Raw genomic sequence first — 24,207 nt, 5'->3', positions numbered from 1 at the left:
ATACATCTTTGCAATTAATATGAATGATCTAAAATGGAAAGTTTGCGGTTCGGAATATATCCATAAAGGGCCTTGGGCTACCCTGCGTTACGATAAGTGCGAAATGCCTGATGGGCGGATTGTGGATGAATACTATGTGCTGGAATACCCTAACTGGGTAAACGCTGTTGCTATAACCGGAGAAGGCAAAGTGCTGATGGTGCGCCAATACCGGCACGCGGCGGAGATAGTATCGTTAGAGATACCCGGCGGTGTAATTGATGACGATGAAAAACCCGAAGATGCCATGCGCCGCGAATTGCTGGAAGAAACCGGCTACCAGTTTGATGATATAGAACAGATCGCTACCATTTATGCTAACCCATCAACCGCTAATAACCATACTTATTGTTACCTGGCTAAAGGCGGCAAAAAAGTGCAGGGGCAAAAACTGGATGAACACGAAGAACTGGTGGTTGAAGAATATACTATAGCCGAGGTAAAACAGTTATTGTTTGATAATAAGATAGCCCAGGCACTACACTGCTCGGCGCTGTTTTATGCTTTGCATAAGCTGGGCGAGCTGTAAGCATACCCAACCCAGTGTCCGTGGTGAGATAAGGAAACTGCGAGTTGTTTTTCTGGTATAGTTATATATGGATAGCCCGAACTATGTTTTTGTACTGCTAATTCCCTTCCAGGAAAATCTGTTTTAAGTCTGTTTAATAAGAAGCCGCGTACGGCTAACGACTGGCTTTCAGGATCGATTTGTTCAATATGCTTAATGCCCCAATTGATATGATTAAAATCAGCATCAGTTGATGCTACGGTATGGATCAGTTCATCACCATAAATTATTGAACGGGCGTATAGCTTGTGAGTATTAAATTCAATAATGCTGCTAAAACAAGCATCTTTATCGAAATCAGTATTTTCTAAAATATCAGCAGCGTTTGGGATTGATTGATTAGGTGTAGATAAGTTGGTTATGACTGTGCCCGTTGGCGAAAAAACCAAATCAGTCTGCTGCCGTTGCAGGCATTTGTACGCAGATTCTTTTACCGACCATAGCAGCCATACATATAAATGAAAAGGGATAGCCGGAAAGCTATCCTTATACAATTGCTGTTCGCTTTTGGCTAAAATTTTGGTGTAGAATGCGCGCTTGTTTGTCCGGAGAATATCAATGGCATTTAAAGCAATAATATCATTGCCAATGCCTTGCATTTAGGCGCTCATCCTTTCAGAGATAACATCTATACAACTGCCAACGCGTATCATTTTTTCAGCGTCATCGTAATCAATCTCTACGTTGTATTTTTCTTCCGCGTCAATAATAATATCAACCAGGTTAGCCGAGTTTATTTTCAAATCCTTTATCAGGTCGGTGTCTTCATTTATGCCGGCCAATTGTTCTTTATCAAGGGTATACGGTGCCAGTATTTTCTTTAACTCGTCTAAAATCTCTTGTCTATTCATTTGTTACTTATATTTTGAAAATATTAAACAAGTGTTAACATCTCCAAATCCAAAATTAGCCTTCGCTAATATATTAATATCTTTATTAACCTTTATGTTTGGTATACACGCCAAATCAATGATGTCGGTAATGCCGGGATTAGGGTCATCAAGGTTAATATTAGGGTGGGCAAAGTTATGTTTTATTTGCAAAATTGCCGCTACCGATTCTATCGACCCTGCCGCGCTTAAACAATGCCCTATCATTGATTTAAGGGAATTAATAAGCGGGAACTCCTTTCCATTGCGTTTTAACGCGGTGCTCCATGTCTGAATTTCCTGCCTGTCGGCCATAGTAGCAGTTAAATGCCCGCTGATCAAATCTATCTCATCCGGATGAATCTGAGATGAAATTATGGCGTCCTGTATGCTTTTTATTACCCCCGCAGGGTTTGGTGCTGTCATACTGCCGCCGCCACGCTGCCCGCCGCTGTTACTGCTGCCGCCTAAAATCTCGGCATAAATTGTCGCACCCCGTTCCAGCGCATAATCCAGGTCTTCCAGTATCAAAGCCGCCGCGCCCGAACCCGGCACAAAGCCGCCTGCAGTAGCGCTCATTGGGCGCGAGGCCTCTTCCGGCCTGTCATTAAACTTGCGCGAAAGCACCCGCATGCTGTCGAAAGCGCCGTAAACATATGGATCAACGTACTCGCTGCTGCCCACCAGCATCCGCTTAGCTGAGCCATGTTTGATATATTCGTAACCCATTAAGATGGCCTGGGTACCTGTTGCACAAGCCGAAGAGTTAGTAGTGATCATACCGCCCAAACCCAAACGGCCTGCTATGTAGCTGGTCACCCCGCTGTTCATGGCCTGCTCCACCACCCGCGAACCCAGTTTGCGAGCCTCCTTGTTATCCACACGGATAATCACATTTTTCATGGCCTCGGTATCGGCAACGCTATTACCAAATATGCAGCCGGTATCCCAGCGCGGCTCGTCGGTATCGTACTCAAAACCGGCATCGGCCCAGGCATCAAGCGCCGCGGTAATGCCATAGCCAATGTTAGTCCCCTTCAACCCATGAAAAGTAACTTCTGAAATATATTTTTTAAGGTTGTCCCATTCAAAATCGGGCTTTCCGGCTACCTGGCAGCTAAAATTAAGTTCCTGGTAAAGCGGCACAAATTGCACACCCGAAACACCATTTTCTATTGCCTTTAAGAAAGCCGGGACACCCACGCCGTTTGGCGAAACCACACCCATGCCGGTAACAACTACACGCCTGCTCATTTCTTTAAACCGTCTACCTGTTTAATAATGCCACTGAATATGCCTTTGGCAATTAATTCTCCTGAGCTATCTACCATTTCCACATTACACTTTAACTTCCCAAAACGGAAGTATTGCTTTTTTGATACCACGGTTACTTTTTGCCCAGGTAATACCATTTTGAAAAACTCAACATTGGTTGATGTAAGCAAGGGAAACAGGTCGTTGTCCTCGTCAAAGTTCAACTCCGTATCCTTCAGTATCAAAAATATACCCATCACCACCAGGCCAATCTGCGCCATTATCTCGGTGATGATGACACCGGGCGTAATAGGGTTACCTGCAAAATGGTCTTCGTAAAAAAAGGCGTCCTCTTTCAGTGTAAAATCCCCAATTACTTCGTCCTCAGTCAACCGGGATATATTATCTACAAAGCGAAAAGACGACTTGTAGGGCAGATGGTTTAATATATGGTTCTTCATTCAGTATCTAAATTCTAACGACAGTGTTCGCCGCCGTCAACATGTATCAGGCTGCCGTTTATCCAGGCAGCCTCATCGGTACATAATAAATAAATAACGTTGGCCACATCCTGTGGCATCGTCATACGTTTTAGTGGATTGCGGGTTTGCGCAATTTCTACCAGTTTATCGCTACCGGGTATTTTTTGCAGGGCCGCGGTGTTTGTAATACCTGCCTGTATCAAATTTGTTTTCAGGCCGTAAGGGGCAAATTCCACCGCCATGTAAGTTGTAAGGCTTTGCAGCGATGCTTTTGCAATAGCCACTGCGGCGTAAGCATCCCAATGTTTATTAACGCCCTCGCTGGTTAAGCCAATTATCCTCCCGTCTTCATGAAATAATTTAGCGGCTAATATATCCCGTGTCCAGTCCAGTAAACTGTTGGCCATGGCGTAGCTGGTCATTTGAATATCTTCGGTAGTTAATAGGGCCTGCTCATCATCAGCAATTAACGGTTTCAGGTTGCCGCGGGCTACAGAATGCAATAACAGTTTTACCTTGCCTTTTTTATCGGCTGTGTTAAACTCTTTGATAAAACTTCCGCGTGAAGCGTTGTCCAACACATTAAGATTGTAGGCCAATATTTTAACATTATTTTTTATAGCCAGGCCGGTAAATGTTTCGTTGGCTTTTTTGGCTTGCGCCGATGGCTCGCGATATAATACAGCGATATTCATCCCATTGGCTGCCAGTTTTTCAACTGCTGCAAGGCCAAAGCCGCTCGATCCACCTAAAATGACCGCCCACAAGCCGGAAAATGGTAACTGTTTACTCACTAAGCAATGATGTTTTTAAACTTTACATTCATCAGCCTGTCTTAATAAGGCCGCGAAGGTTAAGCTGGTATTAATTAAATAAGCTCAAAATAAACAAAAGATAATTGATTTTAACCTATTATCTGCATTAATACTATTATAAAATATATTTCAGCTTTAGTAAATCAATTAATGGTGCTTTTTGTTTTATAGCCTCACCCTAAATCCCTCTCCAGAAGAGAGGGACTTGGAAAAAGCGTAACCCTTTCCTTTGGAGAGGGCAGGGTGAGGCTCCATTTATTTTTATTATGTTTGATTGCTTATGAAGATGAAGATAATTTGGAAAGCGGCGATCTTAACGCTTTTCTTTATAGCGGGTAAACTAAGTATCGATACGGCCTTCGCGCAAAAATTAGACAGGGCTGCCTTTTATGCGGCTATGAAATCGGGCACTAAGGACGATATTGATAAATTGATAGGCACCATGGGCGAACAGGGTTTTAAGGGGTATAAAGGCGCACTGATTATCCGCGAAGCGGGATTGCCCGGGGCTAAGGGCCGACTTAAAATGTTTAAAGAAGGTAAAGCCATGCTGGAAGCTGACATAGCGGCCCATCCCGATAACCCAGAATTACGCTTTCTGCGTTTGTCAATCCAGGAGCGGTCGCCCAAAATTGTGGGTTATAAGGGTGATATTAAAAAGGATAAGGAGTTTCTGATCAGCCATTTTGATGAGTTGCCGCCGGTAGTACAAACGGCTGTTAAGGATTACAGCAAGGAATCGAAAACGTTAAAGTCAACTGATTTTTAAAAGCGCATACTCAATGATTAAAAAGGTATTAGCCATTTATTATACCCAGTCGGGCCAGATGACGGACATTATGGAAAACTTTACCGCGCCCCTGGTTGCGGATGGTGCCGACGTGGATATTATTTCGGTTAAACCGGTGGTTGATTATAATTTCCCATGGACTGGTAAACGCTTTTTCAGCGTAATGCCCGATTGCCAGTTAGGCGTACCTACAGAACTGCATGACTTTGAATTAAAATACGATAGCTATGATTTGGTGATCCTGGGTTATCAGCCGTGGTTCCTATCGCCAAGCATACCTTCAAACTCTATTATCCAGCACCCTAAATTCAGGGCGGTGGTGAAAGATACACCCGTGGTTACCATATCTGCCGGGCGTAATATGTGGCTGAACGCTTTTGATAAGATCAAACTTTTACTGGCAGATGCCGGCGCCAAATTTATTGGCAATGTGGCCCTGGTGGATACCAACCCCAATTTTGTAAGTTTTGTTACCATCTTTTATTGGATGCTCAGCGGCAAAAAGGAGCGTTATCTGAATATATTTCCCAAGCCCGGCGTATCCGATGAGGATATTCAGCACACTGGTGTATACGGTGAAATACTTTCCAAACGTTTACAAAGCAGTGATTTTGCTGGTTTGCAACAGGAACTGGTAAACGTGGGCGCGGTAAAAATAAAGTATCCGCTAATGGTGATTGAAGGCAAGGCCGGGGTGATTTTTAAAGTTTGGGCAAAATTTATTTCAAAACGTAAAAACAAAATGCCCTGGATATCAGCTTTTAAGTATTACTTGTTTATTGCCTTGTTTTTGGGCGCGCCAATACTGCTTATCTTAGATGCGATTTTTTTACGCCCTTTTACCCAAAAAGGTATCAGGGCTAAAAAGCAACATTATTTATTATTGAACTAAAACTAATCGAACATATATGTCTGCTAACCCGGTTTATATTACCAATACATCAGCATTCTTCCCCAACAATCCCGTATCCAACGATGAGATGGAAGAATACCTGGGCTATATTAACGGCAAGCCATCCAAATCAAAAAAGATAGTACTGCGCAATAACGCTATTACCAACCGCTATTACGCGCTGGAAAAAGGCGGTAAATCAACCCATACCAATGCCCAAATGACGGCTTTGGCGGTGCGCGAATTGTTTGATAATAATCCCGACAGGTTAAAGGAAATTGAATTACTAAGCTGCGGCACCTCATCGCCCGACCAGATGATGCCAAGTCACGGCGTAATGACGCACGGCTGGCTGCCTGAAGCGGGTGGTATTGAAGTAGTATCGCCTGCGGGTGTTTGCTGCGCCGGTATGCATGCCTTAAAATTTGCTTACCTGGCCATTAAAGCGGGCGATGTGCAAACCGCGGTGGCAACCGGTTCTGAAAGGTTTTCGGGCCTGCTGGTAGCCGATGTATTTGAAGAAGAAGCCCACAAACTGGTGGAGTTGAACGAGAACCCATACATCGCGTTTTCAAAGGAGTTTTTACGCTGGATGTTGTCAGATGGCGCCTCCGCATTTTTACTTTCTGATAAACCGAACCCGGATGGCCTTAGTTTGCGTATAGACTGGATAGAAGGCGTATCGTATGCCGACAGGATGGAACCCTGCATGTACATGGGATCTGAAAAAGAAGCCGATGGCACTTTTAAAGGTTTTATGGATTATACGCCCGAAGAGATCATGACCAAATCTATCTTCAGCGTTAAGCAGGATATTAGTTTGTTAAGCGATAACATTGTTCCGCTTGGTGGCCAAAAAATTAAAGAGATATTCGAGAAAAAAGGCTTGACCGTGAATGATATCGACCACTTTTTACCGCATATTTCCAGCAACTTTTTTAAAAGCAAGATATACGATATGATAGAGGAGTACGGCGGCGGCATCCCTTACGAGAAATGGTTTATTAACCTTTATACCGTAGGCAACGTAGGCGCGGCATCTATCTATTTAATGATCAACGAAATGTTCAAGACCGGCAAACTAAAGAAGGGCGAAAAGCTGTTATTGCTGGTGCCTGAAAGCTCGCGCTTTAGCTATATGTATGCAATGCTGACGGTGGTGTAATATATTAATTTGTCATTGCGAGCGACAGCGTGGCAATCTCGTAGTTCGCAAATCATACTACGAGATTGCCGCGTCGCTACGCTCCTCGCAATGACAAGGAAATTATAAAATGAAAAAAGAAAACGTACCACAGGATTTAAGCGCGCTTGGTAAACTCACCAAAGAGGTTTGCTATGCCACGGATGAATCCGGGAATTACGTTACACAGTTAAGCGATGGCTGGGATGTAAAGATCAGCGCGCTTGATGTGGCCTGGGATGATATAAAAGTGCGGGTTGAAAAAGCCCGTCAGCAGGTTTTGAATGGCGAAGCCAGCCCCATCCTTTTTTTTATGGAATACCGCTTAATGGATATAAAACTCCTGGCCGATTACACCGGCCTTTGGCAATGGCAAATAAAACGCCACCTGAAACCCGATGTGTTTAATGATCTATCCGAATCGAAATTGAAAAAATACGCCGAAGCTTTTAACACATCCGTTGCCGATTTGAAAACTATGACCGTGCATGAAAATTGATTTTGAACACCGTCAGTCGGCGCATTGCGAATCGGGCGTTACCAGTAATTTATTAAGACAGGCATCGGGGGGCAAAATAACCGAACCGCTGGCCTTTGGCATTGGCGCGGGTTTGTTCTATGCTTATATTCCATTCATTAGTATCAACAATGGCCCTGCTATAGCTTTTCGCACCATGCCGGGCTGGATATTTAAACGTACCTGCAAATCGTTAGGTATCCCGGTTGTCCGTAAAAAATTCAGTTCACGCGAGCAGGCAGAAACTTACCTGAACGATCGCCTGAACGAAGGCCAGCCCGTAGGCTGCCAGGTGGGGGTTTACTATCTTTCTTACTTCCCAAAAGAATACCGGTTCCATTTCAACGCCCATAACCTGATTGTTTATGGTAAGGAGGGTGATAATTACCTCATCAGCGACCCGATAATGGAAACGCCAACCACGCTAACCAGCTACGAACTGGAGCGCGTGCGTTTTGCCAAAGGCGCTTTAGCGCCAAAGGGGCAGATCTACTATACAAAATTTGAGGGTGAAATATCCGACGACCGCATCCGCCAGTCTATCAAAAGCGGTATCAAGCGTAATGTGTTTAATATGCTCAGCATTCCCGGCCCTTTTTCGGGTGTAAAAGGCATCCGTTTCACCGGGAATAAAATTAAAGGTTGGCGTGATAAACTTGGGTTGGAGAAAGCTAAGCTATACCTGGCCCAATTGGTGCGCATGCAGGAAGAAATTGGTACGGGGGGTGGCGGATTTCGTTATATTTACGCGGCTTTTTTACAGGAGGCATATGCTTACCTGCCGCAGGATGAATTGCTGGAAATATCTAAACAATTCACCACGGCTGGCGATCTGTGGCGCACCGCGGCGATACATGCAGCCGGTATTTATAAAGGGCGCCTTGGCAGCCAGCAAGATTTTGATGCCATGGGCAACTATTTACTGGAAATAGCCGAAATAGAAAGAAAAGCTTTTATAGCACTGAAAAACATAAAATGGCGAACGTAGCACCCGCAGTAAATATCGCTAACCTCAGTTTCCAATACCCCGGAAATGAAGCGCCATCTTTTACTAATTTAAATTTGCAGATAGCCAAGGGCGAGCGCTTTGGTTTGTTTGGCCCTAATGGTGCCGGCAAAACCACGTTGATGAATTTAATGACTGGTTTGCTAAAAGCAGATGAAGGTACTATTGCGCTTAACGGTATAAAAGTTGGCCGCCATAAATACCGCGTAAACCGCCTGTTTGGGTTTGTCCCTCAGGATTTTTCTTTTTACCAGGAATTAAGTCCGAAAGAAAACCTGGAGTTTTTTGGCGCCTGGTATGGCTTAAACAGCCAGGTTATCAAACAAAAAACCGATGAACTATTGCAGGTAATGGGCTTGGCCGATGTGCGTGATAAACAAGTGCAGCAATTCTCGGGCGGGATGAAACGCCGGGTAAATTTGGCCATCGGCGTGATACATAACCCCGGTATTTTATTTTTAGATGAACCTACCGTTGGGGTTGATGTGCAAACCCGCCATGCCATTATCAATTATTTGATAGATCTGAATAAAAATGGCACAACACTTATTTATACATCGCACCAGCTAAACGAGGCGGAAGACCTGTGTAATGAAGTAGCCCTGCTTGACGACGGTAAAATAATGGCGCAAGGCGGTTTAAACGACTTACTGAAACAGCATAAGCATGACGACCTGGAAGAATTATTTTTGGCTTTAACCGGTAAACATTTTAGAGATGATGTTTAAACTTTGGGCCACTATTATAAAAGATGTGCGCGTGTTGCTGCGCGACAAGGTAGGCATACTGCTCATGCTAATTATGCCGGTATCACTGGTTATTGTGGTTACCAGCATCCAGAACAGTACGTTCCAGCTGATGAACAAAAATAAGATGGTATTACTGGTAAGTAACCAGGATACAGGCAAACTGGCGCCGCAACTGATAACAGCTATTGATAAGATAGGCATGTTTCGCGTGTCGGAATTGCCGAAAGGTACAGATTCAGCAACGATGACTAACCGGCTTCATTCCAAAGAAGCGGAGCTGGGCATCATCATCCCCAAAGATTTTTCGGTCAAAGTAGCCGAACGTGCCAAAGCCTCGGCCAATAAAGCGCTTAAAAGCTTTGGCTTAAATGCCGATTCGGTGAAAACTAAACCGGGGACAACCAAGCCCATCAATATGTATTATAACCCGGTACTACAGGAGCAGTTACGGTTATCGGTTGATGGTGCTTTGCGCAGCGCTTTGCAATTGGTGGAAAGCCGGGAAACGTTGCGTAACCTGTACTTTTCTATTAATGATAAACCGCTTCCGGCCAAACTGGAAAATGAAATGCTGAGCAGCAAAACAGCGATCAACCAAATACCCACATCGCGCAATGGCGATAGGCTGATACCCAACGCCACACAACACAACGTCCCGGCGTGGACCATATTCGCCATGTTTTTTATCGTTATAAGCTTGGGCGGAAGCGTGGTGCGCGAAAAGGTTAGCGGCAGTTTTATCCGGTTAAAAACCATGCCTACCAACTATACCGTAGGTTTACTCTCAAAACAAATAGTTTACCTGGGGGTAACCATGTTCCAGGCGCTGGTGATCTTTTCTATCGGGGTGTGGTTGTTCCCTTCAATGGGGTTGCCCCCACTAAATATTCCGGCAGATGTAGCCGGATTGGTATTGGTTACCATACTAACCGGCTGGTGCGCGGTAAGCTATGCTATTTGCGTTGGCGTATTTGCTAAAACGCAGGAACAGGCCAACGGCTTCGGGGCAGTATCTATAGTGATATTAGCAGCTATTGGTGGTTTAATGGTACCCAGTTATGTGGTATCGGGGCCAATGAAGGCGCTGGTTAACTTCTCTCCGCTGCATTGGTGCATTGAAGCTTATTATGGGTTGTTTTTAGAAGGCGGCAGATTTACCGATGTAGTGACAAACATTATCCCCCTAATTGGTATTACCCTATTGCTGCAAGTAATAACGGTAATTGGTTTGAAAAGAAAAAATTTGATATAATTACAGCATGGAAAAAGAAGAACTGAAGCAACAGCTAAAAGTCCAGATCATACAGTTTTTAAATTTAACTGAACTTACCCCTGAAGATATTAAAGATGATGAACCCCTGTTTGGCGACGGTTTGGGTTTAGATTCTATCGACTCGCTGGAACTGATTGTGCTGTTGAAGAAAGAATACGGCATCAATATACAGGACCCGAAAGAGGGCCGCAAAATATTGGTTGATGTAAATACCATGGCCGATTATATAGAGGCGCACGGTGTAAAAAAATAAGCATACGGCTTCCTTAACATGGACAAAACATGGTTTACACTTTTAGGATGATTCAACCATCAAATTGATGATAATCAATTACTTATATTAAAAATATCGCTGAATTTTGTAAGCCATGTAAACCATGATTTGCTGCATATGCAGGTAAACAAATCCCAACCTTTTTATTAGATTTGAGATTAAAGATTAAATAATAATGGTCACAGGTGTCGGTATCGATCTTATTGAAGTTGAGCGCGTGATGAGCAGCATGAAAAAGGAAAGCGGCTTTCGCGAGCTGGTGTTTTCTGCCCATGAAATTGCTTACTGTCAGCCCAAAACTAACCGGTTTGAACATTATGCTGCCCGCTATGCCGCAAAGGAAGCTTTCTTTAAAGCCATAGGCACCGGCTGGCTTGATGGTACTGCATTTAACGAGGTTGAAATATTAAATGCCCCCAACGGTAAACCCGAGATCAACTTTTTGGGCGAAACCGCGGCGACCCTTAAAAAACTGAAGCTTAAAAACATACAGGTTTCGTTAACCCATTTAAAATCCATGGCTTCGGCTGTTGTAGTTATTGAAAAATAAATGGCACTACCGCAAAGCACCATCCAGCTACAGGAGCAAAAATTACAGGAATTGCTGCGGTATCTGTCAGCAAATTCCCCTTTTTATAAAGAGCTTTTCGCGAAACATCAGATCGATATAGCGACTATAAAAACATTACAGGACCTACCCAAGCTGCCTACAACTGAAAAAGACGATCTGCAACAGCGTAACAACGACTTTTTGTGCGTGCCGCAAAGTAAGATCATTGAATATACCTCAACATCGGGTACACTGGGCAGCCCGGTAACCGTACCACTTACCGAGAACGACCTGCTGCGGTTAGCCGAAAACGAATACAACTCCTTCGTATGCGCCAATGGTTCGGCCGGCGATATTTACCAATTAATGCTCACGCTGGACAGGCAGTTTATGGCAGGGATAGCTTACTATTCGGGTATCCGAAAAATGGGTGCGGGTATTATTCGTTTAGGCCCCGGCGTGCCATCGCTGCAATGGGAAACTATTCAGCGCTTAAAGCCTACGGCTATTGTGGCCGTGCCATCGTTCATATTAAAATTGATTGGCTTTGCTAAGGCTAATGGGATAGATATGAACCGCACATCGGTAAAGAAAGCTATTTGTATTGGGGAGAATATCCGCAATACCGATTTTTCGCTAAACATGTTGGGCAAAAAAATAACCGAGGAATGGGATATCCAGTTATTCTCGACCTATGCCTCTACAGAAATGCAGACGGCCTTCACCGAATGTACAGCAGGTAAAGGCGGCCACCATCAACCCGAACTGGTAATAGTAGAACTGCTGGGTGAAAACGATCAGCCCGTGCCCCCAAATACGCCGGGCGAAGTAACCATCACTACCTTAGGCGTAGAAGCTATGCCCCTGCTGCGCTACAAAACCGGCGATATTTGTACTTATTTAGATGAGCCTTGCACGTGTGGCAGGAATAGTCTGCGTTTATCGCCGCTGATTGGTCGTAAAAAGCAGATGATTAAGTTTAAAGGCACAACGCTTTATCCGCCCGCGTTATTCGATCTGCTGAACGAGCGCGAAGAGATATTGGACTTTGTGGTAGAGATATACTCCAACGAGATAGGCCTCGACCAGGTACAGCTATACTTAGTGCCATCGGACACCAGCGAGGAATGCGACCACCGCATACGGGCTTATTTACAGGCGCGCTTAAGGGTTAGTCCGCATATTAAGTACTTAACCCAGGATGAAATTATTAAGATACAATTCCCTGAAGCAGGGCGTAAAGCGGTGAAGTTTATTGATAGGCGCGTTGGCTAAAACAAACACTACCTTTCTGAGTTTAAAAAATTACGTCATTGCGAGGAGCGATAGCGACGTGGCAATCTCATAGCATACAAATCATACTACGCGATTGCCACACTGTCGCTCGCAATGCCAAACTTTTTTCAAAGCTGGCTGTTGAGAATGCTTATAACCCCCATAATTTTTATACTTTTAAACCCTATTAAACATCTATAATAAAAACTAATTTTTGCCCATGATAAATATTGGACAAAGTGCGCTTTCTCTTAATGATTTTGCCGAAATTATATTCAATCAAAAACAGGTAGCTATTGATAAGGCCGCGCTGGATAAGGTGAATGTTAATTTCAATTTCCTGCAACAATTCTCATCCAATAAACTCATCTACGGTATTAACACCGGGTTTGGGCCTATGGCGCAATACAAGGTGAGCGAAGAAAATATTCTGCAACTTCAGTACAACCTTATCCGCAGCCACGCTTCGGGTAGCGGCAATATGATGGCGCCGCAATTGGTTAAAGCTTTGATGATTGCCCGTTTGAACAGCTTTATGCAAGCTTATTCAGGCGTACATACCGATGTGATCGAGCTGCTGAAGCAACTCATCAACCATGATATTAACCCCTGTGTGTTTGAACACGGTGGCGTAGGAGCCAGCGGCGATCTGGTTCAGTTAGCCCACTTGGGCTTAGTACTAATTGGCGAAGGCGAAGTAATGTTTGAAGGTGCTATCCATCCAACCATGGATATCTTCAATAAGTTTAACATTAAGCCGTTGAGTATCCATATCCGCGAAGGTTTGGCCATTATCAACGGCACATCGGCTATGACTGGGATTGGTATGGTGAATATCATCCGTGCGCGTAAGTTGCTGAGCTGGTCGGTGATGTTATCGGCTATGATCAACGAGGTAGTGCAGGCTTTTGACGACCACTATTCGTTTGAACTGAACGTGGTAAAACATCATAAAGGGCAAAATAAAATTGCCGCTATGATGCGCGATGTGCTGAAGGACAGTAAAATGATCCGCGACCGTTCGGAGCATTTATATAATCCTGATAATCTTGATCAGGAAGTGTTTGAAGATAAGGTGCAGGAATACTATTCGCTGCGCTGCGTAACCCAGGTTTTGGGGCCGATATACGACACCATTTGCTATGCGGAAGAAGTAGTGGTTAACGAACTGAACTCGGTTAATGATAACCCGGTGATTGACCATGAGAACCAAAACATCTTCCACGGTGGTAACTTCCACGGCGATTATGTATCGCTGGAGATGGATAAGCTGAAAACGGCTATCACTAAGCTGTCCATGCTATCCGAGCGTCAGTTAAACTATATGCTGAACAGCAAGTTGAACCAAAAATTCCCGCCCTTTGTTAACCTGGGTGTATTGGGCTTTAACTTTGGTATGCAAGGCATGCAGTTCACCGCTACCTCAACTGTGGCCGAGAACCAGACCCTATCGTTCCCGATGTATGTACACAGCATCCCAAATAATAACGATAACCAGGATATAGTAAGCATGGGTACCAACGCCGCGCTGATTACCCGTAAGGTGATCGATAACTCGTTCGAGGTATTAAGCATCCAATTAATGACCGTTTTACAGGCGATAGATTACCTGGGCTGCCAGGATAAATTATCGTCGGCATCGCATAATGTTTATGCTGATGTAAGGGCTATCTTCCCGAAATTTGTGGAAGATCTGCCTAAATATAAAGACGCCAAAAGGATAAAAGACTACCTGGAAACTACCGATCACGTTATCCCGTTTGAATAATATGAAGTGCGCGTTAGTAACCGGTGGATCAAGGGGCATTGGCCGCGCTATTTGTTTAAAGATGGCGGCCATGGGCTACTATGTGCTCATTAATTACAAAAACAATTTAACCGAAGGTGAAAAAACACTTGCGCTGATCCGTGAAAATGGCGGGAATGGCGAACTGCTGCCGTTTGATGTTGCTGATAAAGATAACATTGGTTATGTGCTGGGCAACTGGATAAACACCAACGAAGACCACCACATTGATATCCTGGTAAATAACGCGGGTATCCGCGATGATAGCCTGATGGCCTGGATGGCCGAAGAGCAGTGGGATAGCGTAATAAAAACTAATCTCGATAGCTTTTTTTATGTGACCCGTTTAGTGCTGAACAGTATGCTTCAGCGCAAATATGGCCGAATCATCAACGTGGTTTCTCTATCTGGTCTAAAAGGTTTGGCCGGGCAGACTAATTATTCGGCTGCCAAATCGGGCGTGATTGGCGCGACTAAAGCTTTAGCGCAGGAGGTCGGCCGGCAGGGCATCACTGTGAATGCTTTGGCCCCAGGCTTCATTAAAACCGACATGACCGAAGGCCTGGACGAAAAAGAACTGCGGGGCATTATCCCCGCAAAGCGTTTTGGTACTCCGGAAGAAGTGGCCTTTGCCGCAGGCTTTTTAGCCGCCCCCGAAGCGGCTTATATTACCGGGCAAGTGCTTTCGGTTAATGGTGGCCTGTACTCTTAATTCCTCATCGCCATGGAATTAGCGCCTCAAAATATTTTTGAACTATTACCACAAGCTCCACCGTTTGTAATGGTAGGGCAACTCACTTATTCCGACGAAACCACAACACGCAGTACGTTTACTATTCGCGCAGATAATAGCATGGTATTTAATGGAACTTTTAGCGAGGGAGGACTGCTGGAAAATATTGCCCAAACCGCGGCGGCGAGGGTTGGCCATATCGCCAAAACCGAAAACAAACCTATTGCCGGTGGCTACATCGGCGCGGTGAAGGATTTTGAGGTTTTCTTTTTGCCTGCAATTGGTAACGATATCATGACCGAAATAAAGATCGAAAACCAAATCTTTAACGTAAGTGTTATCACCGGGCAGGTGTGGTGCAATAATGAATTGGCGGCCCGGTGCGAAATGAAAGTGTTTTTAAATGCAGAAGATTAGCAGAGAGAGCAATGATAATAAACAACCCCGGTGTCATTCCTGATGTATATATTGTTGCCGATAATATTCTGTCGCCAATTGGGAAAACTACAAATGAAAACCTGCAATCGCTAAAGCAAAATATTTCAGCTGTAAAACATCACACCGATCTTGATATTACCCCCGACCCTATTGCAGCGGCATTATTTGAGCCAAATTCCGTTAATATAGTTAAAAACTATACCAAATTTGAAAATTTATTAATTTCATCTATATCAGATGTAATAAATCAGCTTCCACAAGGTTACCTTGGTGATAAAACAGTATTAATTGTTTCTTCAACAAAAGGCAATATCAGTTTACTGGAAACAGAAAAACATACCGAAGCGCTAAATAATCGTATGGCCTTGCATACCTCAGCGCAGCTGGTAACCGATCATTTTGGTTTTGTTAATAAACCTATCATAATATCCAATGCCTGTATTTCTGGTGTTATGGCGATACTTACTGGCATGCGCTTGATCCAATCCGGCCAATACGAAAATGCAGTTGTAGCCGGGGCGGATGTCATTTCCAAATTTGTGCTATCCGGCTTCCAATCGTTCCAGGCGCTAAGCAGTACGGTTTGCAGGCCTTTTGATAAAGAACGCACAGGGTTGAACCTTGGCGAAGGCGCGGCGACAGTTGTCCTGTCATCGCGTAAGCAAAACGATACGGATGTTAAAGTAAGCAGCGGCGCCATCAGTAACGATGCTAACCATATTTCAGGGCCATCGCGCACAGGCGAGGAACTGGGTTTTGCCATAAAAAAGGCCCTGCTTGATGCGGGAATTACCGCGCACGATGTAGATTACATTTCTACGCACGGCACAGCCACCAATTATAATGATGAAATGGAAGCCAACGCCATTAATTTTGCTGGTTTGCAGCACGTTTTGGCCAACAGCTTAAAGGGTTATTACGGACACACACTCGGCGCGGCTGGATTGATAGAATCAATCATCGCTACGTATGCGATAAAAGATGGCCTTATTTTCCCGAGTTTGGGTTATGCCGAAAATGGCGTGAGCAAACCCATAAATATTTGTACCCAATTAACCCATATGCCGGTTAAGCATGTGCTTAAAACAGCATCGGGTTTTGGGGGATGTAACGCGGCAATGATATTTAGTAAATAATGGCAGCACAAAAATATATCACCGCCACTTGCAGTATCAGCAACAACCAGGTTCACCTGAACGGTGAACAGGTATTTGCGGGTAATAGTAAAACTGTAGATGAACTGCTGCTGTCTATTTACCAGCACTTCCATTTCAGCTATCCTAAGTTTCATAAAATGGATAACCTGAGCAAGCTGGGCTGGCTGACTGCCGAATTATTGCTAAAAGATTTTAACGAACAAAACTACCATGCAGAACAGGTAGGTACCGTGCTGGCCAACGCCAATGCCAGCCTGGATATGGACTTGCGCTATTACGATAGTCTTAAAGATGTGCCCAGCCCATCACTGTTTGTATACACCCTGCCAAATATTGTTGCCGGAGAAATTTGCATTAGGCATAATTTTAAGGGAGAAAATGCTTTTTTTGTACAGCCAAGTTTCGACGCTGATTTTATTCACCGGCAGGTAAGCTACCTGTTGGATAAAAACATTTTGCAAGCTTGTATTTGCGGGTGGATAGATGTTTTGGGACAGGAATATACAGCCAAATTATTCTTGGTGGAAAAGATTAAAAAAGAAAATGCAGCTGAGTTTTCGGTTGAGAAGATAAAAAGCCCCCTCTAAATCTCCCCCGGAAGGGGAGACTTTTTGAAGTCCCTCTCTACTGGAGAGGGATTTAGGGAGAGGCTGGACGAAAAATAAATGAACACACCGGTTTATATAGCAGGATTAGGGGTTATCTCCGCCATTGGGAACAATGTGCCGGAACACCTTGCCGCGTTTAAAAATGAAGCCGCCGGCATGGGCGATATCACCCATTTTGAATCGGTACACCGGGGTGTATTGCCGGTGGCCGAGGTAAAAATGACCAACCACGAACTGGCCGAAAAAGCCGGGATGCCGCTTGATGCCAGTCGCACCACGCTGTTAAGTTTGTTGGCTGCACGCGAAGCTATTGCCGATGCTGCGATCCCTGATATGAATAGTTTGCGCGTCGGTTTTGTATCGGCTAATACCGTGGGCGGGATGGACAGGAGCGAGGATTTTTTTATTGAGTTTTTAAAGGATAACAGCAAAGGTAAACTCAAAAACGTATACGATCACGAATGCGGTAGCATGACCGAACTGGTGGCAACCCAGTTGGGCATCACCGGTTTTATGACTACGTTGAGCACCGCTTGCTCATCATCGGCTAACGCTGTATTTTATGGCGCGCGGTTAATAAGAAATGGCTTATTAGACGTTGCCGTTGCCGGCGGTGCCGATGCACTGACCAAGTTTACGCTGAATGGCTTCAACACGCTGATGATATTGGATAAGGAGTTTTGCCGCCCGTTCGATCAAAACCGTGAAGGGCTTAATTTAGGTGAAGGGGCAGGTTACGTAGTACTGGTATCCGATAGGGTAAAAGCGACGTTGACAAAAGAAGTTTATTGCCAACTGAGCGGTTATCAAAACAGTAATGATGCCTATCATCAAACGGCCTCATCGCCTGATGGTGTTGGGTCGTACATGGCCATGCAGGGCGCTTTAAAACGTGCGGGCCTGCAGCCACAAGATATCGACTATATTAACCTGCATGGCACAGGCACACCTAATAATGATAGCGCCGAGGGGTCAGCTATTAAACGATTGTTCAATCCCCATTACCCGCCCATGAGTTCCACCAAATCGTTCACGGGGCATACCCTGGGGGCCAGCGGCGGTATCGAGGCAGTATTTTCAGCGTTAGCTGTGAAACATCATATTATTTATCCTAATCTTCGTTTTCAAACACAGATGGAAGAATTACCCTTCTCGCCCGAAACGCGTTTTAGGGAAGACCAGCCTATCGAACATGTCATGTCTAATTCATTCGGGTTTGGCGGTAATTGCACCTCATTAATATTTTCAAAAGTATGATGAAGGCTTATATCCGTTCAGCGTCTGCCATATCAGCCCAAAATACTTTTGGCGATCAACCCTTTTTGACCGATGTGGTGAAATATGAAACCACCCGCTTGAAAGCGATTGAGCCCGATTATAAAGAATTCATCGACCCAAAGCTGATCCGCCGGATGAGCCATGTAATAAAAATGGGCGTAGCGGCTGCTATGGATTGTCTGAAAAAGGCTAACGTAGAACAGCCAGACGCGATTATTACAGGTACAGCTTTTGGTATTATGGAAGATACGGTTACTTTCCTTACCCGTATTGTAGAGATGCACGAAGAAATGCTGCCGCCAACAGCGTTTATCCAATCAACCCATAATACGGTTGCCGCGCAGATTGCATTAATGTTAAAATGCCATAATTACAACAATACTTTCGTGCATAAGGGGGTTTCATTTGAAAATGCTTTGTTAGACGGTTTGATGCTGCTGAACGAGGGTGAAGCATCCGACGTTTTAGTTGGCGGCATCGACGAAATGATAGATACCAGTTTCACCGTGCTTACCCGCTTAGGCTTATATAAGCGTAAACCTGTATCTAACCTTGATTTGTATAAAGAAAGATCGAAAGGGACAATTGGCGGTGAAGGCGCGGCATTTTTTGTGTTAAGTGATCAACCCGGGGAAAGCTGCCTGGCTGAGCTGAGTGGGTTAAAAACATTTTATAATTCCGATATTGATTTTGATGCTACGGAAGAAATTGGCGGGTTCTTAAACGAAAATAACCTTACCGTGGCCGATGTTGATTTAATAATTACAGGGAAAAATGGCGATATTAAGAATGATGAACCTTACCAAAAGCTGAAGGCCGGAATTTTTAGTAGTACCCCTTGTGCTAATTACAAACACCTGAGCGGCGAATATCCAACGTCGTCATCTTTCGCGCTATGGCTGGCCGCAAATATTATTAAAAAACAGGAAGTTCCCGCCATATTGCTGGAAGGAGATAGAGTTGTTGAACCTCCCCGAAAGGTGCTGATATACAACCGTTATCAAAATAAATATCACGCGCTGATGCTGGTTTCGGCATGCTAAATTCTGTGCCATGCTGAAAGATAGTTTTTACCATATCACTTCATCAGATCATACAGACGGAAATTTTACTGTAGCATTTGAATTTGATAGCGATCATGCCATTTTTTCGGGTCATTTCCCCGGCCAACCGATAGTGCCGGGCGCTTGTATGCTACAAATAGTTAAAGAGGTTTTGGCCAAAGCGTTGGGCACACCCGTTCAGCTAAAAAAAGCAGATAACCTAAAATTTATTGCCCCGGTTGACCCACGTATGGCCGGGGATACGGAGTTGAAAATATCCTACAAAAACCTTGAGACGGGCATACAGGTTAACGCGCAATTAAATGTTAATGGGGTAACGTGTTTTAAAATGCAGGGAATATTTTCTTCTTAGTCCCAAGGTCATCCCCACATATTTCGGCATCCCATTTGCAATTTATAGCAGGCTAAATCCCAGTAAATCCATCACCCTTATAAATTCGTCCTGCAAAGGGGCTTTAATTAAAACGGGCTCACCTGTTATTGGGTGCGTAAAGCCTTGCTCACTGGCGTGCAATAACATGGTAGTCATTTCCCAGCGTTCTTTCCAAAAACGGTTCTGTTTATTGCAACCGTGGGTACGGTCGCCTATAATTGGATGGAAAATATGAGCAAAATGCTTACGTAACTGGTGCATGCGTCCGGTGGTCGGTGTAGCCTCGACTAATGAATACCGCGAACTTGGATGATTACCCAAAGGTATCGGCAAATCGGCACGCTGCAGGGTAATGTAATCGGTATGGGCTTCCTGAATAGCGCCGTTCTCTTTCCGTAAAGGATAATCAATAGCTTCACTATCCGGTGTATGCCCGCGCACAATGGCCAGGTATTTTTTCCCAACCAGGCCTTCCATAAATTGTTTATGCATGGCAACTTCAGTTTCTTTATCCAGCGCAAAAAGCAAGATGCCGCCGGTTTTGCGATCTATGCGGTGAACCGGCGTAACCCATTTACCTATCTGGTCGCGCAGGGTTTGTACGGCAAACTCATCTGCATCCGCCGCAATTGGCGACCGGTGCACCAGCAAGCCGTGGGGTTTATTAATAGCGATCAGGTATTCGTCGCGGTATAAAATATCAAGCATGGGCATCAAAGATACACTTATTAGGCGGGGCTTAAATTACCCCTTAACGGGTGATAAGAAAACATTGCTATGAAATTATCTTTGAGTATAACTAACTGATCTTAAATATGAAAACCAAAAGCTTACTCCTTATTTTATTGATGATGTGCTGTAGTTTGTTTGTAAAAGCACAAGCACCGTCCGCACTGCCATGCATGGATGACGCGCAATCCAAAGAATTTAATTTTTGGATAGGCGAGTGGGATGTGTATGCAACAGGTACACAAACTTTGGTGGGCCATAGCGTTGTACAACAGGTATCGGGTGGCTGTGCAATATTAGAAAACTGGACAGAACAGCATAGCCCAAACTCGGGTAAAAGCCTTAATTATGTTGACCGGGCTACAAACAAGTGGAAACAAACCTGGATAGGATCTGAACGTAAAGGCCAGCAGGATTTTGTAAATGGGGAGTATACCGATAGTGCCATGCGGTTTACTTTTGAAAGAATGAATGCACAGGGACAAAAAATTATTGGCCGTTTTATATTCTATAATCTTGGTCCCGATAAAGTACGCCAGTTTAACGAAACATCAGCCGATAGCGGCAAGACCTGGAAGACCGCGTATGATTTTACCTATATCCGAAAAAAGGGTTAGCCTAAGGGACTAATACGCCACCAATTAAAAATAAACAGCAAATAATGCTGATGATGAGCATAATGGGCCAAATGAATTTTAGCCAGGTTTTATAACTGATATTTACCATGGCCAGCGATGGCAGGATCAGTCCGGTTGGGGTGATGAAGCTCATGATACCCATCCCGAAAAGGTAGGCATTCACTATCTCGCGACCGGGCACACCAACCACTACCGCCAACGAGCCGAATATAGGCATAGTAAGCACCGCCATACCCGATGAGGAACTGATAAACAGTGTAAAAAAATTATACAGCACAAACAATATTACAATAAACAGCATAGGCGGCATATGGCCCACTAACCCGGCTGAATAATATAAAATGCTGTCGCTGATGCGCCCTTCATTCAGGATAAGTCCCACACCGCGTGCCACGCCAATAATAAATGCTACCGAAAGCAGGCTTTTGGCGCCCTCAATAAATTGCCGGATAAATAAGCTCTCATTAACACGGGTTATTATGGCCACCAAAATAGCCGAAACCAAAAATAAGGCCGACATTTCGGGCAGCCACCAATCGTAGTGGGCAACGCCGGCTATCATTACCAAAAAGGTAAGCAGGAACAAGATAAGTAAACCGCCATTTTTCCGGCCGAGCGGAACGGGTGGGCCCGAGTGCACACTGGCATAAGGCAAGGCTACCGCACCTTCCAGTTTATATACCAGCGATGCTGTAGGGTCGCGCTGTACTTTTTTGGCGTAGCGCACTATGTAAGCTATAAATACCGCTGTTATCACCACAAAAATGGCTATACGTTCCAGTATACCATCGGCCCAGTTAATACCGGCCGCGTTTGATGCGATAATAGTAGCAAATGGATTACTGAACGAGGCGATATTACCCAGATTGGCCCCGCCGAAAATGACGGCCAGCGGCACCAGAACATCGTACCCAGCGGCTAAAAATAAGGGTACCAATACCGGGTAAAACACAAAACATTCCTCGGCCATGCCGAAAGATGCCCCACCGAACGAGAACAGAAAAGTGATGATAATAATAAGCCAGGCTTCGCGCCCTTTCATTTTATAAGACAGGTTTCTGATGCCCTGTTCCATAGCTCCGGTTTGCTGAAACACATGCATAAACCCACCAATGAACAGCACAAAAAGGATAATATCAATAGTATCGTAAATGCCTTTAATGGGCGCCTCGATAACATTAATGGGGCCTTGCTTATTGCTTTTTAGCTGATGGTAATTGCCTGGAATGGCTACAGGCTTGCGGATATCGCCATTCTTAAATTTCTCTGTCGGGATGCGGATATGCAGGCTATCCAGCGTGTGCTGGGTAAAGGGTAAGGCCTTTTCACCGGTGGGGCTGCTCATACTAAACCCGCCAGAGCTGGTGTAGCTCAGTTTGTTATATTCCCCGGCAGGTAAAAGCCAGGTAGCCGCGGCAGCTATCAGGATAACAATAACCAGTATGGTAATAGGCGAGGGTAATTTTTTGAGCTTGGCCATAAAGTGAAAGTACAAAAATTGTCTGAACAGCGATTAAACAGATTATCGAATGGGATTATCAGTATCGTTAATCTTTAAATCCTATAAATCACGGTTCAGACATTATTTCCTACATTTGCACCCCATGAAACGTGTTGTAATTACAGGCATGGGCGTTATTGCCCCCAACGGAAATAATATTGCCGACTTTTGGACTAACGTGGTAAACGGGCGCAGCGCGGCCCGGGCCATTATCCGCTTTGATGCCGAAAAATTTAAAACACGTTTCGCCTCGCAGATATCCGATTACGATCCTACTTTACACCTCGACCGCAATGATATTAAGCGCGGCGACCTGTACTCGCAATACGCGCTGATAGCCGCTAAGCAAGCTATTGAGGATTCGGGGTTCGATCTAAGCACAATGTCGCCGTTTGATGTGGGGGTGATCTTCGGTTCGGCGCAAGGTGGCATGGAAACCTTTGAACATCAATTGGTAGAATACCATGCATCCGAACATCAGCCGCATTTTAACCCGTTCTTTATTCCTAAAACGCTCATCAATATGGCATCGGGCCTTATTTCCATCAAGTATGGTTATATGGGGGTTAACTTTACTACCGTTACTGCCTGTGCCAGTTCAAATACAGCCATGATGGAAGCCATGAATTACATCCGCTGGGGCAAAGCGAAGATCATCATTACCGGCGGTTCCGACGCACCGGTTACCGAGGCTTCTATCGGCGGTTATAATGCATTAAAAGCGCTTTCAACGCGTAATGATGACCCTACAAAAGCATCCCGACCCTTTGATGTTGACCGCGATGGCTTTGTAATGGGTGAAGGTTCGGGGGTATTAGTATTGGAAGAATACGAGCATGCCAAAGCCCGTGGCGCACATATCTATGCCGAAGTTGCTGGGGCCGCCATGACCTCGGACGCTTATCATATCACGGCTACACACCCCGATGGCTTGGGCGCTATCCAGGCTATGAAATCGGCCCTGAATGATGCCGGTTTGAATAAAGAAGATATCGGTTTCCTGAATGCGCACGCCACGTCAACCCCCGTCGGCGACCAAAGCGAGGCCCGCGGTATCCACGCTGTTTATGGCGATAGCAAACATTTATTTGTAAGCGCAAGCAAATCAATTACAGGGCATTTGCTGGGCGCGGCCGGCGCAATCGAGGCTATTGTGGCCGTAAAGTCCATTACCGATGGCATTATCCCGCCGACGATCAATACAACCACCATTGACCCGAACATTCCCGCCGGGCTGCAAATTGTAACCGGTGATGCCATACAACACCCGGTAAAAGCAGCCATGAGTAACACCTTTGGTTTTGGCGGTCACAACGGTGTAGTAGTGATGAAGAAGGTGTAAAGGCGCTTATTCTTTTTTATTTAT

General features: G+C 44.8%; 28 protein-coding genes. 21 read left to right on the top strand and 7 right to left on the bottom strand.

Annotated elements, in window-relative coordinates:
* Positions 1-19 precede the first annotated feature (19 nt).
* The gene (locus IRJ18_RS16980) at positions 20-568 is read left to right on the top strand and encodes an NUDIX hydrolase (RefSeq protein ID WP_194107496.1); all 549 of its coding nucleotides are present in this window, start codon (positions 20-22) and stop codon (positions 566-568) included.
* Here IRJ18_RS16980 and IRJ18_RS16975 read toward each other — a convergent pair.
* From IRJ18_RS16975 to IRJ18_RS16955, 5 genes are read right to left on the bottom strand one after another with little or no spacing between them, the layout of a single operon-like run.
* On the bottom strand, positions 538-1,206 hold the full coding sequence (locus tag IRJ18_RS16975; RefSeq protein ID WP_194107495.1) for a 4'-phosphopantetheinyl transferase family protein: 669 nt from the start codon (positions 1,204-1,206) through the stop codon (positions 538-540). The genes IRJ18_RS16980 and IRJ18_RS16975 overlap by 31 nt on opposite strands.
* Positions 1,207-1,458 carry an acyl carrier protein gene (locus IRJ18_RS16970; protein WP_194107494.1) on the bottom strand — a complete coding sequence of 84 codons (252 nt, stop codon included), beginning with the start codon at positions 1,456-1,458 and terminating at the stop codon, positions 1,207-1,209.
* 3 nt (positions 1,459-1,461) lie between these two features.
* Positions 1,462-2,730 carry a beta-ketoacyl-[acyl-carrier-protein] synthase family protein gene (locus IRJ18_RS16965; protein WP_194107493.1) on the bottom strand — a complete coding sequence of 423 codons (1,269 nt, stop codon included), beginning with the start codon at positions 2,728-2,730 and terminating at the stop codon, positions 1,462-1,464.
* Positions 2,727-3,191, bottom strand: coding sequence for a 3-hydroxyacyl-ACP dehydratase FabZ family protein (locus IRJ18_RS16960; RefSeq protein ID WP_194107492.1), 465 nt, complete (start codon positions 3,189-3,191; stop codon positions 2,727-2,729). The genes IRJ18_RS16965 and IRJ18_RS16960 overlap by 4 nt, the downstream gene beginning before the upstream one ends.
* A 14-nt stretch (positions 3,192-3,205) precedes the next feature.
* Positions 3,206-4,006, bottom strand: coding sequence for an SDR family oxidoreductase (locus IRJ18_RS16955; RefSeq protein ID WP_194107491.1), 801 nt, complete (start codon positions 4,004-4,006; stop codon positions 3,206-3,208).
* Positions 4,007-4,307: 301 nt separating this feature from the next.
* On the opposite strand from IRJ18_RS16955, the gene IRJ18_RS16950 reads away from it, so the two are divergent.
* The 18 genes from IRJ18_RS16950 to IRJ18_RS16865 all read left to right on the top strand — a co-directional run bounded on the left by IRJ18_RS16950 (position 4,308) and on the right by IRJ18_RS16865 (position 19,952).
* Positions 4,308-4,796 (top strand): hypothetical protein, encoded by a 489-nt coding sequence (locus IRJ18_RS16950; protein ID WP_194107490.1) that lies wholly within the window; start codon positions 4,308-4,310, stop codon positions 4,794-4,796.
* A gap of 13 nt (positions 4,797-4,809) precedes the next feature.
* The gene (locus IRJ18_RS16945; RefSeq protein ID WP_194107489.1) at positions 4,810-5,709 is read left to right on the top strand and encodes a hypothetical protein; all 900 of its coding nucleotides are present in this window, start codon (positions 4,810-4,812) and stop codon (positions 5,707-5,709) included.
* A gap of 16 nt (positions 5,710-5,725) precedes the next feature.
* Complete coding sequence (locus IRJ18_RS16940) at positions 5,726-6,874, top strand: beta-ketoacyl-ACP synthase III (protein ID WP_194107488.1); 1,149 nt, start codon at positions 5,726-5,728, stop codon at positions 6,872-6,874.
* A 109-nt stretch (positions 6,875-6,983) separates the two neighbouring features.
* Entirely contained in the window at positions 6,984-7,391 is a 408-nt protein-coding gene (locus IRJ18_RS16935) for a hypothetical protein (RefSeq protein WP_194107487.1), read from the top strand.
* Positions 7,381-8,397, top strand: a complete 1,017-nt coding sequence (locus tag IRJ18_RS16930; RefSeq protein ID WP_194107486.1) for a BtrH N-terminal domain-containing protein — start codon at positions 7,381-7,383, stop codon at positions 8,395-8,397. The genes IRJ18_RS16935 and IRJ18_RS16930 overlap by 11 nt, the downstream gene beginning before the upstream one ends.
* Positions 8,385-9,143 (top strand): ABC transporter ATP-binding protein, encoded by a 759-nt coding sequence (locus tag IRJ18_RS16925; RefSeq protein ID WP_194107485.1) that lies wholly within the window; start codon positions 8,385-8,387, stop codon positions 9,141-9,143. The genes IRJ18_RS16930 and IRJ18_RS16925 overlap by 13 nt, the downstream gene beginning before the upstream one ends.
* Complete coding sequence (locus tag IRJ18_RS16920; RefSeq protein WP_228072921.1) at positions 9,133-10,416, top strand: ABC transporter permease; 1,284 nt, start codon at positions 9,133-9,135, stop codon at positions 10,414-10,416. Before IRJ18_RS16925 ends, IRJ18_RS16920 begins: the two co-directional genes overlap by 11 nt.
* Before the next feature lie 7 nt (positions 10,417-10,423).
* Positions 10,424-10,690 carry a phosphopantetheine-binding protein gene (locus tag IRJ18_RS16915; protein WP_194107484.1) on the top strand — a complete coding sequence of 89 codons (267 nt, stop codon included), beginning with the start codon at positions 10,424-10,426 and terminating at the stop codon, positions 10,688-10,690.
* A 196-nt stretch (positions 10,691-10,886) separates the two neighbouring features.
* A complete protein-coding gene (acpS, locus tag IRJ18_RS16910) occupies positions 10,887-11,261 on the top strand; it encodes a holo-ACP synthase (protein ID WP_194107483.1) in 375 nt (124 codons plus the stop codon).
* Complete coding sequence (locus tag IRJ18_RS16905) at positions 11,262-12,536, top strand: phenylacetate--CoA ligase family protein (RefSeq protein ID WP_194107482.1); 1,275 nt, start codon at positions 11,262-11,264, stop codon at positions 12,534-12,536. It abuts the gene before it with no gap.
* 220 nt (positions 12,537-12,756) lie between these two features.
* A complete protein-coding gene (locus IRJ18_RS16900; protein ID WP_194107481.1) occupies positions 12,757-14,304 on the top strand; it encodes an HAL/PAL/TAL family ammonia-lyase in 1,548 nt (515 codons plus the stop codon).
* A gap of 1 nt (position 14,305) precedes the next feature.
* Positions 14,306-15,034, top strand: coding sequence for a 3-oxoacyl-ACP reductase FabG (fabG, locus tag IRJ18_RS16895; protein WP_194107480.1), 729 nt, complete (start codon positions 14,306-14,308; stop codon positions 15,032-15,034).
* Between the two features lie 12 nt (positions 15,035-15,046).
* Complete coding sequence (locus tag IRJ18_RS16890) at positions 15,047-15,472, top strand: 3-hydroxyacyl-ACP dehydratase (protein ID WP_194107479.1); 426 nt, start codon at positions 15,047-15,049, stop codon at positions 15,470-15,472.
* Between the two features lie 11 nt (positions 15,473-15,483).
* On the top strand, positions 15,484-16,629 hold the full coding sequence (locus IRJ18_RS16885; protein WP_228072919.1) for a beta-ketoacyl-[acyl-carrier-protein] synthase family protein: 1,146 nt from the start codon (positions 15,484-15,486) through the stop codon (positions 16,627-16,629).
* The gene (locus tag IRJ18_RS16880; RefSeq protein ID WP_194107478.1) at positions 16,629-17,237 is read left to right on the top strand and encodes a beta-ketoacyl-[acyl-carrier-protein] synthase family protein; all 609 of its coding nucleotides are present in this window, start codon (positions 16,629-16,631) and stop codon (positions 17,235-17,237) included. Before IRJ18_RS16885 ends, IRJ18_RS16880 begins: the two co-directional genes overlap by 1 nt.
* A 78-nt stretch (positions 17,238-17,315) precedes the next feature.
* The gene (locus IRJ18_RS16875) at positions 17,316-18,515 is read left to right on the top strand and encodes a beta-ketoacyl-[acyl-carrier-protein] synthase family protein (RefSeq protein ID WP_194107477.1); all 1,200 of its coding nucleotides are present in this window, start codon (positions 17,316-17,318) and stop codon (positions 18,513-18,515) included.
* Positions 18,512-19,579, top strand: coding sequence for a beta-ketoacyl synthase chain length factor (locus IRJ18_RS16870; RefSeq protein WP_228072917.1), 1,068 nt, complete (start codon positions 18,512-18,514; stop codon positions 19,577-19,579). Before IRJ18_RS16875 ends, IRJ18_RS16870 begins: the two co-directional genes overlap by 4 nt.
* Positions 19,580-19,589: 10 nt before the next feature.
* The gene (locus IRJ18_RS16865; RefSeq protein WP_194107476.1) at positions 19,590-19,952 is read left to right on the top strand and encodes a 3-hydroxyacyl-ACP dehydratase; all 363 of its coding nucleotides are present in this window, start codon (positions 19,590-19,592) and stop codon (positions 19,950-19,952) included.
* A 42-nt stretch (positions 19,953-19,994) separates the two neighbouring features.
* On the opposite strand, the gene IRJ18_RS16860 is transcribed toward IRJ18_RS16865, so the two are convergent.
* Positions 19,995-20,681, bottom strand: coding sequence for a pseudouridine synthase (locus IRJ18_RS16860; protein ID WP_194107475.1), 687 nt, complete (start codon positions 20,679-20,681; stop codon positions 19,995-19,997).
* A gap of 107 nt (positions 20,682-20,788) precedes the next feature.
* On the opposite strand from IRJ18_RS16860, the gene IRJ18_RS16855 reads away from it, so the two are divergent.
* Positions 20,789-21,319 carry a hypothetical protein gene (locus IRJ18_RS16855; RefSeq protein ID WP_194107474.1) on the top strand — a complete coding sequence of 177 codons (531 nt, stop codon included), beginning with the start codon at positions 20,789-20,791 and terminating at the stop codon, positions 21,317-21,319.
* Position 21,320: 1 nt separating this feature from the next.
* Here IRJ18_RS16855 and IRJ18_RS16850 read toward each other — a convergent pair whose 3' ends face one another.
* Positions 21,321-22,820 (bottom strand): YfcC family protein, encoded by a 1,500-nt coding sequence (locus IRJ18_RS16850; protein ID WP_194107473.1) that lies wholly within the window; start codon positions 22,818-22,820, stop codon positions 21,321-21,323.
* A gap of 124 nt (positions 22,821-22,944) precedes the next feature.
* On the opposite strand from IRJ18_RS16850, the gene fabF reads away from it, so the two are divergent.
* On the top strand, positions 22,945-24,183 hold the full coding sequence (gene fabF, locus IRJ18_RS16845; protein WP_194107472.1) for a beta-ketoacyl-ACP synthase II: 1,239 nt from the start codon (positions 22,945-22,947) through the stop codon (positions 24,181-24,183).
* The last annotated feature ends 24 nt before the right edge of the window (positions 24,184-24,207 follow it).

This window comes from Mucilaginibacter boryungensis (assembly GCF_015221995.1).
GTDB classification, from domain to species: domain Bacteria; phylum Bacteroidota; class Bacteroidia; order Sphingobacteriales; family Sphingobacteriaceae; genus Mucilaginibacter; species Mucilaginibacter boryungensis.
Note: the sequence above shows the minus strand (reverse complement) of the source record. Positions and strands in the feature narration are given on the sequence as shown.

Coding starts and splice junctions, on each gene's coding strand:
- IRJ18_RS16980 (WP_194107496.1), top strand. CDS start 20: ATGAATGATCTAAAATGGAAAGTTTGCGGTTCGGAATATATCCATAAA.
- IRJ18_RS16975 (WP_194107495.1), bottom strand. CDS start 1,206: ATGCAAGGCATTGGCAATGATATTATTGCTTTAAATGCCATTGATATT.
- IRJ18_RS16970 (WP_194107494.1), bottom strand. CDS start 1,458: ATGAATAGACAAGAGATTTTAGACGAGTTAAAGAAAATACTGGCACCG.
- IRJ18_RS16965 (WP_194107493.1), bottom strand. CDS start 2,730: ATGAGCAGGCGTGTAGTTGTTACCGGCATGGGTGTGGTTTCGCCAAAC.
- IRJ18_RS16960 (WP_194107492.1), bottom strand. CDS start 3,191: ATGAAGAACCATATATTAAACCATCTGCCCTACAAGTCGTCTTTTCGC.
- IRJ18_RS16950 (WP_194107490.1), top strand. CDS start 4,308: ATGAAGATGAAGATAATTTGGAAAGCGGCGATCTTAACGCTTTTCTTT.
- IRJ18_RS16945 (WP_194107489.1), top strand. CDS start 4,810: ATGATTAAAAAGGTATTAGCCATTTATTATACCCAGTCGGGCCAGATG.
- IRJ18_RS16940 (WP_194107488.1), top strand. CDS start 5,726: ATGTCTGCTAACCCGGTTTATATTACCAATACATCAGCATTCTTCCCC.
- IRJ18_RS16935 (WP_194107487.1), top strand. CDS start 6,984: ATGAAAAAAGAAAACGTACCACAGGATTTAAGCGCGCTTGGTAAACTC.
- IRJ18_RS16930 (WP_194107486.1), top strand. CDS start 7,381: ATGAAAATTGATTTTGAACACCGTCAGTCGGCGCATTGCGAATCGGGC.
- IRJ18_RS16925 (WP_194107485.1), top strand. CDS start 8,385: ATGGCGAACGTAGCACCCGCAGTAAATATCGCTAACCTCAGTTTCCAA.
- IRJ18_RS16920 (WP_228072921.1), top strand. CDS start 9,133: ATGATGTTTAAACTTTGGGCCACTATTATAAAAGATGTGCGCGTGTTG.
- IRJ18_RS16915 (WP_194107484.1), top strand. CDS start 10,424: ATGGAAAAAGAAGAACTGAAGCAACAGCTAAAAGTCCAGATCATACAG.
- acpS (WP_194107483.1), top strand. CDS start 10,887: ATGGTCACAGGTGTCGGTATCGATCTTATTGAAGTTGAGCGCGTGATG.
- IRJ18_RS16905 (WP_194107482.1), top strand. CDS start 11,262: ATGGCACTACCGCAAAGCACCATCCAGCTACAGGAGCAAAAATTACAG.
- IRJ18_RS16900 (WP_194107481.1), top strand. CDS start 12,757: ATGATAAATATTGGACAAAGTGCGCTTTCTCTTAATGATTTTGCCGAA.
- fabG (WP_194107480.1), top strand. CDS start 14,306: ATGAAGTGCGCGTTAGTAACCGGTGGATCAAGGGGCATTGGCCGCGCT.
- IRJ18_RS16890 (WP_194107479.1), top strand. CDS start 15,047: ATGGAATTAGCGCCTCAAAATATTTTTGAACTATTACCACAAGCTCCA.
- IRJ18_RS16885 (WP_228072919.1), top strand. CDS start 15,484: ATGATAATAAACAACCCCGGTGTCATTCCTGATGTATATATTGTTGCC.
- IRJ18_RS16880 (WP_194107478.1), top strand. CDS start 16,629: ATGGCAGCACAAAAATATATCACCGCCACTTGCAGTATCAGCAACAAC.
- IRJ18_RS16875 (WP_194107477.1), top strand. CDS start 17,316: ATGAACACACCGGTTTATATAGCAGGATTAGGGGTTATCTCCGCCATT.
- IRJ18_RS16870 (WP_228072917.1), top strand. CDS start 18,512: ATGATGAAGGCTTATATCCGTTCAGCGTCTGCCATATCAGCCCAAAAT.
- IRJ18_RS16865 (WP_194107476.1), top strand. CDS start 19,590: ATGCTGAAAGATAGTTTTTACCATATCACTTCATCAGATCATACAGAC.
- IRJ18_RS16860 (WP_194107475.1), bottom strand. CDS start 20,681: ATGCTTGATATTTTATACCGCGACGAATACCTGATCGCTATTAATAAA.
- IRJ18_RS16855 (WP_194107474.1), top strand. CDS start 20,789: ATGAAAACCAAAAGCTTACTCCTTATTTTATTGATGATGTGCTGTAGT.
- IRJ18_RS16850 (WP_194107473.1), bottom strand. CDS start 22,820: ATGGCCAAGCTCAAAAAATTACCCTCGCCTATTACCATACTGGTTATT.
- fabF (WP_194107472.1), top strand. CDS start 22,945: ATGAAACGTGTTGTAATTACAGGCATGGGCGTTATTGCCCCCAACGGA.